The organism is Kitasatospora sp. NPDC087315 (assembly GCF_044744345.1).
Taxonomy (GTDB): domain Bacteria; phylum Actinomycetota; class Actinomycetes; order Streptomycetales; family Streptomycetaceae; genus Kitasatospora.
Map to the genome: position 1 here is coordinate 666,711 of NZ_JBIUYD010000001.1, position 12,898 is coordinate 679,608.

The 12,898-nt window shown below is 74.4% G+C and carries 7 protein-coding genes; 5 read left to right on the forward strand and 2 right to left on the reverse strand.

Going from position 1 to position 12,898, the window contains the following annotated elements; genetic code table 11:
- The first annotated feature begins 248 nt into the window (after positions 1 to 248).
- The 5 genes from ACIO5D_RS02775 (at position 249) to ACIO5D_RS02795 (ending at position 10,265) form a co-directional block, all read left to right on the forward strand.
- The gene (locus tag ACIO5D_RS02775) at positions 249 to 2,228 is read left to right on the forward strand and encodes a CRTAC1 family protein (protein ID WP_400793727.1); all 1,980 of its coding nucleotides are present in this window, start codon (positions 249 to 251) and stop codon (positions 2,226 to 2,228) included.
- On the forward strand, positions 2,225 to 3,253 hold the full coding sequence (locus ACIO5D_RS02780; protein ID WP_363608277.1) for a hypothetical protein: 1,029 nt from the start codon (positions 2,225 to 2,227) through the stop codon (positions 3,251 to 3,253). Before ACIO5D_RS02775 ends, ACIO5D_RS02780 begins: the two co-directional genes overlap by 4 nt.
- Positions 3,250 to 9,126 carry an SDR family NAD(P)-dependent oxidoreductase gene (locus ACIO5D_RS02785; protein ID WP_400793728.1) on the forward strand — a complete coding sequence of 1,959 codons (5,877 nt, stop codon included), beginning with the start codon at positions 3,250 to 3,252 and terminating at the stop codon, positions 9,124 to 9,126. The genes ACIO5D_RS02780 and ACIO5D_RS02785 overlap by 4 nt, the downstream gene beginning before the upstream one ends.
- Positions 9,123 to 9,608 (forward strand): acyl-CoA thioesterase, encoded by a 486-nt coding sequence (locus tag ACIO5D_RS02790; RefSeq protein WP_363608273.1) that lies wholly within the window; start codon positions 9,123 to 9,125, stop codon positions 9,606 to 9,608. The genes ACIO5D_RS02785 and ACIO5D_RS02790 overlap by 4 nt, the downstream gene beginning before the upstream one ends.
- A gap of 144 nt (positions 9,609 to 9,752) precedes the next feature.
- A complete protein-coding gene (locus tag ACIO5D_RS02795; protein WP_363608317.1) occupies positions 9,753 to 10,265 on the forward strand; it encodes a flavin reductase family protein in 513 nt (170 codons plus the stop codon).
- 192 nt (positions 10,266 to 10,457) lie between these two features.
- Here ACIO5D_RS02795 and ACIO5D_RS02800 read toward each other — a convergent pair whose 3' ends face one another.
- Both ACIO5D_RS02800 and ACIO5D_RS02805 read right to left on the reverse strand, forming a co-directional pair.
- Complete coding sequence (locus ACIO5D_RS02800; RefSeq protein ID WP_400756996.1) at positions 10,458 to 11,816, reverse strand: cytochrome P450; 1,359 nt, start codon at positions 11,814 to 11,816, stop codon at positions 10,458 to 10,460.
- The gene (locus ACIO5D_RS02805; protein WP_363608269.1) at positions 11,813 to 12,793 is read right to left on the reverse strand and encodes a DUF1702 family protein; all 981 of its coding nucleotides are present in this window, start codon (positions 12,791 to 12,793) and stop codon (positions 11,813 to 11,815) included. Before ACIO5D_RS02805 ends, ACIO5D_RS02800 begins: the two co-directional genes overlap by 4 nt.
- Positions 12,794 to 12,898 lie beyond the last annotated feature (105 nt).

Consider the following 12,898-nt stretch of genomic DNA (forward strand, 5'->3'; position numbering starts at 1 on the left):
CCCCGTTCGTGGTGGATCCACGGGGCGTGCGCTCGGGCGATCTGCCGGAGAGCATCACACGTGCCCGGGCCGCGGTCTTCTCCGAACGTGCCCATATCGGCCGTATCGGTGGGCAATGCGGGAGAAGCGTTTTCCGCGGACTCCGATCCATCATTCATTCTGCGAACTCCTGGCCATATCCGCCGTTCTTTTGACGGTATTTCACTGGTCCTGGCAGTTCCGTCCGTGCCCGATCCGAAGGGAATGAGATGCCTCTCCGTGAGCGGTTTCGCCGGATGATACCGGGGGTGGCGACCATCGTGGTCGCCGCCTCCCTGTTCTTCGCGGTCAGGACCTCCGTGGCGGTGGCCGGAGGTGACGAGGCAGCCGCCGCGTACGCCTTCCAGGAACTGCCGATCGCGATGCCACCGGGCTACGAGAACCGCCCGATGAAGACCGTCCGGGAGGTCAACCCGGCCTACTACAAGATCCGTTCGTGGATCTCCTCGGTCGGCGCCAGCATCGCCATCAACGACCTGACCGGACACGGCGTCGCCGATGGCATGTGCATCGTCGACACCCGGACCGACCAGGTGATCGTCACCTACACGCCGACCGCCCGGCCCGGCGACCGCTTCACCCCCTTCGTCCTCGACGCGGCGCCGCTGCCGATGGACGCCGCGATGGCGCCCACCGGCTGCACCCCGGGCGACTTCAACGGCGACGGCCGGATGGACCTGCTGGTCACCTACTGGGGCCGGACCCCGATCCTCTTCATGGCCAGGACCGACGCCACCGAGCCGGCGCCCGGCGCGTACGTGCCGCGCGAGGTCGTGCCCACCGCCTCGCCGGACGGCAAGTACCACGGCCCGCGCTGGAACACCGACGCGGACTACGTCGGCGACCTCGACGGCAGCGGCCACCCGTCCATCGTGATCGGCAACTACTTCCCGGACTCCGACGTCCTGGACCCGCACGGCCTCAACAACGTGGCGATGAACGACTCCCTCTCCAGCGCCCGCAACGCCGGCGGCGACCACGTGCTGCGCTGGGTGTCCGCCACCACCGGCAGCGACCCCACCGCCGCCTTCGTGGAGGAGAAGGACGCGATCCCCTACGACGCCTCCACCGGGTGGACGCTGGCCATCTCCGGCGCCGACCTGACCTCCGACGCGCTCCCCGAGCTCTACATCGCCAACGACTTCGGCCACGCCCACCTGCTGTACAACCGCTCCACCCCGGGGAAGATCCGGTTCACCGAGGCCACCGGGGAGCGGACGCCCACCACCCCGAAGTCGTTCGTCCTCGGCAAGGGCTCCTTCAAGGGCATGGGCGTCGACTTCGGCGACCTCAACCACAACGGCAACTTCGACATGTTCGTCAGCAACATCACCGAGGCCTGGGGCCTGGAGGAGAGCAACTTCGTCTGGGTCAACGAGGCGAAGGACGAGGCCGACATGAAGCGGCAGCTCGAACGCGGCACGGCGCCGTTCACCCAGAAGGCCCAGGAGCACGGCATGGCCTGGACCGGCTGGGGCTGGGACGCCAAGATGGGCGACTTCCTCAACAACGGCGACCTCTCCGTCATCCAGGCCACCGGCTTCGTCAAGGGGAACATCGACCGCTGGCCGTGGCTCCAGGAACTCGCCATGAGCAACGACAACCTGCTCTCCAACCCCCGGATGTGGCCGCACGTGCAGCCCGGTGACGACCTCGCCGGCGACAACGTGCTCGGCTTCTACGCCAAGACCGCCAACGGCGTCTACGCCAACGTCAGCAAGCAGCTCGGCCTCGCCGTCCCCACCCCCACCCGGGGCATCGCCACCGGTGACACCACCGGTACCGGCGCCCTCGACTTCGCGGTGGCCCGTCAGTGGGGCCCGCCCGCCTTCTACGCCAACATGGCGTCCAACCGCGGCGACTACCTCAACCTGAAGCTCTACCGCCCGGCCGGCGACAGCGCGGCCGGCCAGGGCCTGGCGGGCACCGGATCGCCCGCCTACGGCGCCCGGGTCAAGGTGACCTCGGCCCTCGGCACCCAGGTCTCCCAGCTCGACGGCGGTGGCGGCCACGGCGGATTCCGCAGCTTCGACGTGCACTTCGGCCTCGGCGCCACGAGCGGCCCGGTGACGGTGAGCCTCGAATGGCGCGACGCCGGCGGCACCCCGCACCAGAAGACGACCCAGCTGACCCCGGGCACCCACACCCTCGAACTCACCAGCGACATCAAGGAGGTCCCGAGCCGATGACCGCGACCGTACAGTCACCCGTCAGCGGCGTACCGGCCGGCGCGTCCCCGTCGCCCGCGCCCGGACCGAAGCCGAAGCCCGACCCCCGCTACCTCGCCCTGCGCAACTTCGCGCTCTCCATCAGCGTGTTCAACATCTTCGGTTACACCCTGCTCGGCTTCGAGCAGCCCTGGCTCTGGCCGATCCTGGCGGTGCTCACCGGCTACGCCACCGAGATCGCCTTCGAGCTGCTGAGCGCCTGGGCGCAGAAGCGCGGGCCGCGGTTCCTCGGCCACGGCGTGCGCGGCGTCTACGAGTTCCTCCTGCCGTCGCACATCACCGCGCTGGCCGCGAACATGCTCCTCTACGTCAACAACCAGCTGATCGCGATGCTCTTCGCGGTGGTCGTCGGCGTCTCCGGCAAGCACGCCCTCCAGGCCCCGGTGGCCGGGCGGATGCGCCACTTCATGAACCCGTCGAACTTCGGGATCACCGTCTCGCTGCTCTGCTTCGGCTCCTGGCTGAGCATCGCCCCGCCCTACGAGTTCACCGAGAACGCCAACACCTTCTTCCGGATGATGATCCCGCTGATCATCGCCACCGCCGGCACGGTGATCAACTCCCTGCTGACCAAGCGCACCCCGCTGATCGTGGGCTGGCTCGGCGGCTTCGCCATCCAGGCGTTCCTCCGGCACTGGATCTGGGACGTCTCGCTCTACTCCGCGCTCGGCGTGATGACCGGGGTGGCGTTCGTCCTCTTCACCAACTACATGATCAGCGACCCCGGCACCACCCCGTCCAAGGCCTGGCCGCAGTTCATGTTCGGCTCCGGGGTGGCCATGATCTACGGCCTCCTGATGGTCTTCAACGTCGTCTACACGCTGTTCTTCGCCACCTCCCTCGCCTGCGCGCTGCGCGGCGGCGGCTGGTGGGTCGCCCACCTGCTCAAGCGACGCCGCGAGCGCGCCGCGGCCGGCCCGCTCGGCGCGGCCGGCAACCCGCAGGCGGTCGGCCGGCAGTCCGGCACCGAGGCGGTGTCGGTATGAGCGACCGCCGCATCGCCGTCGTCGGCATCGCCTGCCGCTACCCCGACGCCGACTCCCCCCAGCAGCTGTGGCAGAACGTCCTGGCCGGGCGCCGGGCCTTCCGCCGCATCCCCGACGAGCGGATGCGGGCGGCCGACTACTACGACCCCGACCCCGCCGCACCGGACCGCTTCTACAGCCCCAACGCGGCCGTCATCGAGGGCTTCGAGTTCGACCGGGTCGAGCACCGGGTCGCCGGCAGCACCTTCCGCGCCACCGACATGACGCACTGGCTGGCCCTCGACACCGCCGCCCGGGCCCTCGCCGACGCCGGCTTCCCGGCCGGTCACGGGCTCGCCGACGCCAACACCGGCGTCGTCGTCGGCAACACCCTGACCGGCGAGTTCAGCCGCGCCAACGTCATGCGCCTGCGCTGGCCCTACGTCCGCCGGACGGTCGGCGCCGCGCTGCGCGAACAGGGCTGGGACGACGCCGCGCTCGGCGAGTTCCTGGACGGACTGGAGGAGCGCTACAAGAGCCCGTTCCCGCCGATCGGCGAGGACACCCTGGCCGGCGGCCTGGCCAACACGATCGCCGGCCGGATCTGCAACCACTTCGACTTCAAGGGCGGCGGCTTCACCGTCGACGGGGCCTGCTCCTCCTCCCTGCTCTCCGTCATCACCGCCGCCGACGCGCTCGCCGACGGCCGGTTCGACGTCGCCGTCGCCGGCGGGGTCGACCTCAGCATCGACCCGTTCGAACTGATCGGCTTCGCCAAGACCGGCGCCCTCGCCACCGGCGAGATGCGCGTCTACGACCGGCACTCCAACGGCTTCTGGCCCGGCGAGGGCTGCGGCATGCTCGTCCTGATGCGCGACGAGGACGCCCGCGCGCAGGGCCGGTTCCGCTACGCCACCCTGCCCGGCTGGGGCTACTCCTCGGACGGCCGCGGCGGCATCACCCGCCCCGAGGTCCAGGGACACCGGCTGGCCATCGAACGGGCCTACCGGGCGGCCGGGTTCGGCATCGACTCGGTCCACTACCTGGAGGGCCACGGCACCGGCACGGCCGTCGGCGACGCCACCGAACTGCGCGCCTTCTCGCAGGCCCGCCGGGCCGCCGACGCCACCGCCCCGCCCGCGGCCATCAGCACCATCAAGGGCAACATCGGGCACACCAAGGCCGCCGCCGGGGTGGCCGGGCTGCTCAAGGCCATCCTGGCGGTGCGCCACCAGATCATCCCGCCCGCCACCGGCCACACCGAGCCGCAGGCCGAACTCACCGGACAGCAGCCCGCGCTGCGCGTCCCGGACACCGCCGAACTGTGGCCGGCCGAGGCGCCGATCCGCGCCGGGGTCTCCTCCATGGGCTTCGGCGGCATCAACGCCCACGTGGTGGTCGAGCACGCCGACGGCGTCCGCAAGAGCGCCCTCGGACGGACCACCGAACGGCTGGTCCGCTCCCGGCAGGACTGCGAGCTGCTGCTCGTGGACGCCGTGAGCCCGGCCGACCTGCGGGCCTCGGCCGCCCACCTCGCCGACCTGACCGCCCGCCTCTCCTACGCCGAACTGGCGGACCTCGCCGCCACCCTGCAGTCCCGGCTGGCCGGCCGACCGGTCCGGGCGGCCGTCCTCGCGGCCAACCCGCAGGAGGCCGCCCGGCGCTTCGAGCACCTGCTCGGCCTCCTCGACGGCGGCACCCGCGCCGTCGTCGACCCGGCCGGCGGGGTGTTCCTCGGGGTCGGCTCGGCCCGGCCCCGGATCGGCCTGCTCTTCCCCGGGCAGGGCGCCGGACGCCGGGGCGACGGCGGCGCGCTGCGCCGCAGGTTCGCCACCGTCGACGCGCTCTACCGCGACCTGCGGCTGCCCGCCGACGGGGACCTGGTCGCCACCGACGTCGCCCAGCCGCGCATCGTGACCTCCTCCGTCGCCGGCCTGCGGGTGCTCGCCGCCCTCGGCATCGAGGCGGTCGGTGCCGTCGGGCACAGCCTGGGCGAACTCACCACGCTGCACTGGGCGGGCGCCCTCGACGAGTCCGCCCTGCTGGAGACCGTCGCCGTGCGCGGCCGGGTGATGGCACACGCCAGTGACGGCAACGGCACGATGGCCGGGATCGCCGCGCCGCCCGCCGAGGTCGAGCCGCTGCTGGACGGGCTCCCGGTGGTCGTCGCCGGATACAACGGCCCGACCCAGACGGTGGTGTCCGGCCCGGTCGACGCGGTCGAACGGGTCTGCGCCCGGGCCTCCCGGCAGGGGCTCGGCAGCAACCGGATCAACGTCTCGCACGCCTTCCACTCGCCCGCGGTCGAACCGGCCGCCCACGCGTTCGCGGAGCACCTGGCGACCGTCCCGTTCACCGCGCCGCACGGCCGGATGTTCTCGACCGTCACCGGCGCCGAACTGGCCGAGGGGACGGACCCGCGCGCCCTGCTGACCCGGCAGGTGCTCGACCCGGTCCGCTTCGCCGAGGCCCTTTCCGCCCTGGCCGCCGACACCGACCTGCTGCTGGAGGTCGGCCCCGGGCGGGTGCTGCGCGGCCTGGCGGCCGAGATCGCGCCCACCGTCCCGGTGCTCTCGCTCGACACCGACGGCACCTCGCTGGCCGGCCTGCTCGGCGCGACGGCCGCAGCCTGGACGATGGGCGCGCCCGTCGAGCACGCGGCGCTCTTCGCGGACCGGCTGGTCCGCCCGCTGCCGCTGGACAAGGAGTTCCGGTTCTTCGCCAGCCCCTGCGAGGAGGCCCCCGAAGGCGACTTCGGCACCACGGCGGCGGCCCGCCCGGCGGAGCGCTCCGAGCCGGCCCCGGCCCGCGAACGCGCCCGGACGGCGGACCGGGAGACGCCGTCCGACGGCGGCGACGACACGCTCGCCGTCCTGCTCCGGCTCGCCGCCGAGCGCGCGGAGCTGCCGCTCGCGGCGGTGCACGGCGGCATGAACCCGCTGGACGAGCTGCACCTCAGCTCCATCACGGTCGGCCAGATCGTCAACGACACCGCCCGTGAACTCGGCCGGTCCGTGCCGATGGCCACCTCCGCCTTCGCCACCTCGACCCTGGCCGAACTCGCCGGACTGCTCGACGAGCTCGGCGACGGCGACGGCCCCGGGACGGACGGTGCGGCGGCCGTCCAGGGGGTCGCCCCCTGGGTGCGGGCCTACGCGGTCGACCTCGTCCCGGCCGCCGCGGGACCGGCCGGCGCCCCCCGGCCGGGGGGCGACTGGCAGCTCTTCAGCACCCCCCACCACCCGCTGGCGGAGGACCTGCACCGCGCCCTCGGCCGGGCCGGACTCGGCGACGGCGTGCTGCTCTGCCTGCCCGCCGACTGCGACGAGCGGCACGCCGGCCTGATGCTCGACGCCGCCCGGGCGGCACTCTCCGCGGCCGGACCGGTCCGCCTGGTCGCCGTGGGCGACCGGCGCGGCGCCGCCGGACTGGCCAGGACCCTGCACCTGGAGGCGCCCGCGGTCGCCACCACCGTGATCACCCTGCCGCTCGCGCCCGGCCGGGACACCGGCCCGGACGCCGGACCGGGCGCCGACACCGTCGCCCGGATCGTCGCCGACGTCGCGGCCACCCGGGGCTTCGCCGAGGTGCACTACGACCCCGACGGCACCCGCCGCGTCCCCGTCCTGCGCCCCCACCCGACCGCGGCCGCCGAGGAGGGCGCCGACCTCGGCCTCGGGACCGGCGACGTCCTGCTGGTGACCGGCGGCGGCAAGGGCATCACCGCCGAGTGCGCCCTCGGGCTGGCCCGCGCCACCGGCACCGCCATCGGTCTGCTCGGCCGCTCCGACCCGGACGACGACCCCGAACTCGCCGCCAACCTGGAGCGGATGGCCGCCGCCGGCGTCTCCTACCACTACGTCCGGGCCGATGTGACCGCCGCCGACGAGGTCAAGACGGCCGTCGCCCGGATCCACGCCGTCCTGGGCCCGGTCACCGCCGTCCTGCACGGCGCCGGCCGCAATGTGCCGCACGCCCTCGCCGACCTCGACGAGGCGTCCTTCCGGCGCACCCTCGCCACCAAGATCACCGGCCTGGAGAACGTCCTCGCGGTGACCGACCCCGCCTCCCTGCGGCTGCTGGTCACCTTCGGCAGCATCATCGGCCGGGCCGGACTGCGCGGCGAGGGCGACTACGCCACCGCCAACGACTGGCTCACCGACCTCACCGACCGGGTCCGGGAGGACTACCCCGACTGCCGCTGCCTCGCGCTCGAATGGTCGGTCTGGTCCGGCACCGGCATGGGCGAACGGCTCGGCGTCCTGGAGTCGCTGCTCCGGGCCGGCATCGAACCCATCCCGGCCGAGGAGGGCGTCGCGCTGCTCGGCCGTCTGATCGCCGACCGGACGGCCCCCGGCACCCTGGTGGTGGCCGGCCGCACCGGATCCCTGCCGACCCTCACCCACGAGACGGCCGAACTGCCGCTGTACCGCTTCCTCGACCGCCTCCTGGTGCACCACCCCGGCGTCGAACTCGTCGCCGAGACCGACCTGTCGGACGCCACCGACCCCTACCTCGGCGACCACCTGCTCGACGGCTCGCTGCTCTTCCCCGCCGTCCTCGGCATGGAGGCGATGACCCAGTGCGCCGCCGCCCTGACCGGGCACGGCACACCGCCGGCGCTCCAGGACGCGGAGTTCCTGCGGCCGATCGTGGTGCCGACCGACGGCACCACCACCATCCGGGTGGCCGTCCTCGCCGCCGAGGACGGCACGGTCCGGACCGTCATCCGCAGCAGCGAGACCGGCTACCAGGCCGACCACTTCCGCGCCACCCTGCGGTTCGACGCCCCCGCCCCCGCCGCCCTCGGGACGGCACCCGGCGGCGCCGTCCCGCTGGACCCGGCCCGCGACCTCTACGGACCGGTGCTCTTCCAGGGCGGCCGCTTCCAGCGGCTGCTCGGCTACCGGGCGCTGGCCGCCAAGCAGTGCGTCGCCGAGGTCTCCACCCGCGCGGACGCCCCCTGGTTCGCCGGCTACCTGCCGGACGGCCTGGTCCTCGGCGACCCCGGCGCCCGGGACACCCTCATGCACGCCATCCAGTGCTGCGTCCCGGACGCCACCCTGCTGCCGGTCGGCGTCGAGCGGCTGCACCCCGCCGGCCCGGGGGCCGGCGCGTCCGGCCCGCTCGTCCTGCACGCCGTCGAGCGCCTGCGCGACGGTGACACCTACCTCTACGACCTGGACGTCCGCGACCACGACGACGCCCTGGTCGAGAGCTGGCGGGGGCTGCGGCTCCAGGCCGTCCGCAAGCAGGACGGCCGCGGTCCGTGGGAGCCCGTCCTGCTCGGCCCCTACCTGGAGCGCCGGGCCGAACTCCTGCTGTCCGCCGCCGTCGACTGCGTCGTCCACCCGGACGACGGCGCCCCGCCCCGGGGCACCGCCGAACGGCGGCAGCGCACCGCCGAGGCCGTCGCCCGGCTGGTGGGCGGACCGGCCACGGTCCGCTACCGCCCGGACGGCCGCCCCGAGATCGAGGGCGGGCCCACCGTCTCCTCCTCGCACGGCGCGGGCGTGACCTTCGCGGTGGCGGGGGAGCGGCCGGTCGCCTGCGACGTCCAGACCGTCGACGAGCGCACCGCCGAGGACTGGGCCGGCCTGCTCGGGGCCGACGGCCTCGCCCTGGCCCGGCTGATCGCGGCCGAGCAGACCGAGGAGCTGTCCGTGGCCGCCACCCGGGTCTGGGGAGCGGTCGAGTGCCTGCGCAAGCACGGCCGGGCGCTCGGGCGGCTCACCGCCGACCCCGCGACCGGGCCCGCGACCGGCCCGGCCACCGGCCTGGACGGCTGGCTGGTGCTGCGTTCCGGCGCCGCCCGCGTCGCGACCTTTCCGACCGCACTGCGCGGGCTCCGGGAGCCCGTGGTGTTCGCCATCCTGACCGAGGGGGACGAGTGAGCGACCGGCCGTACTTCGAGCACCGCCATCTGGTCGGCTTCGAGGAGACCAACCTGGTGGGCAACGTCTACTACGTCAACTACGTCCGGTGGCAGGGGCGTTGCCGCGAGCTCTTCCTCCGGGAGCGGGCGCCCGAGGTGCTGGCGGACATCCGCGACGACCTGAAGCTGTTCACCCTCAAGGTGGACTGCGAGTTCTTCGCCGAGATCACCGCCTTCGACGAGCTGTCGATCCGGATGCGGCTGGAGGACCTCACCCAGACCCAGATCGGCTTCACCTTCGACTACGTCCGGCTCCGCGAGGGCGGCGAGGACCTGGTCGCGCGGGGCCGGCAGCGGGTGGCCTGCATGCGGGGGCCGAACAACGACACCCGCCCGGCCCGGGTGCCCGAGCCGCTGCGGCTGGCGCTGGCGCCCTACGCCGCCGGCGCCGTCCCGGACGTCCCGGAGCCCGTTCCGGTCCGCAGCGGAAGCGGGGTGTAGGCCGTGGGCGCCACTGACGGCCGGTCCCTGACCGGGCTCACCGCACCGCCCGTACCGGCGGCGCCCGGGACACCGGCCCGGCTGTCCGGGCTGCCTGGGCTGCCTGGGCTGTCCGGGTTGGCCGGGCCGCCTGAGCCGGCCGGGCTGTCCGAGCGCCTCCCGCGCGGGGTGCATGACCGCTCGGCCCTGCGCGGAGCGCTCGGCGCCTTCGCCACCGGCGTCACCGTGCTGACGGCCGGACGGGAGAACCCGTGCGGGATGACGGCGAACTCGTTCACCTCGGTCTCGCTCGACCCGGCGCTCGTCCTGGTGTGCGTGGTGCGCACGGCCGCCGTGCACGACCGGATCCTGGCGGAGGGGGGCTTCGCGGTGTCGGTGCTCTCCGACCGCCAGGAGAAGCTCGCCCGCTACTTCGCGGACCGCCACCGGCCGCGCGGCGCGGCCGAGTTCGAGGGCGTCCCGGCGTCCCCCGGGCGGCACACCGGCGCGCCGCTGCTCACCGGCGCGCTGGCCTGGCTGGAATGCGGGCTGGCCGCCGTGCACGACGGCGGGGACCACTCGATCCTGGTCGGGTCCGTCCTCGGACTGGGGCGCGGCGAGGCGGAGCCGGCGCTGGTCTTCCACGCCGGCGGGTTCCACCCGCTCGGCCGTTCCTGAGCCTGTTCCCCGGCCCTCCCGGTCCCGATCGGGAGGGCCGGGGGCGGCTGTGCCCGGCCGTGCAGCGGCCCTCACCGGGAGGGCCGCTGCACGGCCGGGCCTGCGTGCTGTCCGGACGGGTGCCGGCAGGGCGTCAGGACCGCGAGAAGACCCCCGGGCCGGCGGGCCCGGGGGTCTTCTCGTACGGGTGGTTCAGCCGACCGGCCGGACCGTCATCGGCAGCCCGCCCCGCACCCGCAGGGTCAGCATGGGCTCGGGGACGACCGGGTACCCGGGCACCTCGGTGAGCCGCACCCGGCGGGCGACCGCCGCGGTGACGACGGCGGCCTCCATCATGCCGAGCCCGCTGCCGACGCAGACCCGCGGCCCGGCGCCGAACGGCAGATAGCTGTACCGGGAGCGGTGCGCGGCGCGCTCGGGGGTGAACCGCTCCGGGTCGAAGCGGTTCGGGTGGTCCCAGAACTCCGGGTGCCGGTGCAGGGTGTACGGGCAGATCAGCACATCGGCGCCGGCCGGCACCCGGTACCCGCCGATCTCGTCCTCGGCGAGCGCCTTGCGGGGCAGGATCCAGACCGGCGGGTAGAGCCGCATCACCTCCTGCAGCACCATGGTGGTGTAGCCGAGCCGGTGGACGTCCCCGATGCCGACCGGGCGGTCGCCGAGCACCTCGACGGCCTCCTCGTGCAGCCGCTCCCAGACCTGCGGGTGCCGGGCCGCCAGGTGGAAGGTCCAGCTCAGGGTGGACGCGGTGGTCTCGTGCCCGGCCAGCAGCAGGGTCACCAGTTCGTCGCGCACCCGTAGCCGGCGCACGGCCGGCGGGTCGTCCCGGCTGGACTCGACCAGCCGGGAGAGCACGTCGTCCCGGCCCCCGGTCGACGCCGAGGCCCGTTCGGCCGCCAGTGTGGCGGTGATCCGTTCGAGCTCGGCGCGGGCCCGGCGGAACCGGGTCTGCCCCGGCAGCGGGATCCAGGTGGGCACCGCCCCGAGCGACATCATCTCGAACATCGCCTGGTCCTGGACGGTCTCGAAGTGCTCGCCGATGCCCTCGTAGGCGTCGAGGTCCGCGTCGAGCAGCGTCCGGCCGAGGACACCGAGCGTCAGACCGGTCATCTCCTGCCGGATGTCGACCGGCTCCCCGGGCGGCCGGGCCAGCAGCCGGGCGACCAGCTTCTCGGCCTCCTCCCCGACGGCGGCGGCCTGCTGGGCCAGCCGCTTGGGCTGGAAGGCCGGCTGGATGGTCCGCCGCTGCTGCCGCCAGAGCGCGCCCTCACTGGTGAGCAGCCCGTCCCCGAGCGCCCGCCGGGCGTGGGTGAGGCCGATCCCCTTGTGGTAGTTGGCGCCGTTGTCGGAGAGCACCCGCCGGGCGTGGTCCGGATGGTTGAAGAAGTGCAGCGTCTTCGGGCCGAGCGGCAGCCGGACGGCGTCGCCGTAGGTGCGCGCCGCCCAGGTCATCACGGAGAGCCGGTCCCGGGCCATCCGGGTCAGCAGGTCCAGGGTGCGCCGGCGGGACGGCCCCGGCGGCCGTCCGCCGGGCCGGGCGACGGTGCTCATACGACCGCGCCCGGGCGGGATGCGAACCGGGCGGCGATCGTGCGGCGCCACACCTCGTACGCGGGCAGCTCGCCGTCCACCACCGGCACCGGCCGGACGGCGGTGCTGAACTCCGCGGCCTCCTCCGGGGTCAGGCCGCACAGGACGCGGGCGGCCAGCCGGGTGTGCTCGGTGACCAGCCCGGCCTCGATCCGGGCGGTGGCGGCGAAGACGGAGCCCTGGGCGACCTCGCCCCGGTACTTCTCCGCCCGCCGCAGGAAGGCCCGCAGCTCCGCCTCGTCGCCGCCGCCCGCGTAGGTGGCCGCCAGCCCGGCGCCGCTGTAGAGGTCGGGCCGGCGTTCCTCGGGGAACCGGTCGAGCAGGTCGGCCACCCGCTCGGGGTCGGCGCCGCCGACGAACCAGCAGGCCCGGCCGACCCCCTGGTCGACGGCGTGCGGGACGTAGTCGCGGGGTCCGTCGCAGGGCCAGGGCAGATCGGTGTCCCGCCGGTGCCCGTGGACGTACTCGGCGGTGCGGAAGTAGGCCTGGTGGAAGCCGTAGCCGTCCAGGGCGAGCCAGCGCAGCAGCGGGTCGTCCAGGGACAGCGCCGGCCAGCGGAAGCGGGGGAGCCGGGCCATCGCCCAGCCCACCCCGACGTAGGCCATGTAGACGTGGTCCCGGCCGCGCCCGGCGAGCAGCCCGCGGACGTGGTTGCGGCCGCCCAGCGGCAGGCCGTCCAGCATCGCCAGGGCCATCGCCGCGCCCTCGTAGGCGAAGCCCCGGAACTCCTCCGGGACCTGTTCGAGACGGCGCTCGGCGTCGGGTGGGGTGCGGGCCTCGGCGGCGTACGCGTAGCCGGTGAGGAAGGTGGCGCCGACGTTCTCCAGCAGGTGCCGGGCGGCGGGGTCCTTCTCGTGGAAGCCACGGGTGGAGAGCAGGGTCTCCGAGATGTCGGGCGTCAGGATGCGGCGCCGCAGCGCGCGCCAGTAACCGGCCAACGTTCCCTCCAGCGGGGCGGGGTGGACCGCGGTGATCCGGCTTCACATCGTGCTGGCGGCGGACGCGGCGGGCCTACTCCGAACGTGCCCGACCCGGTCGGCCGG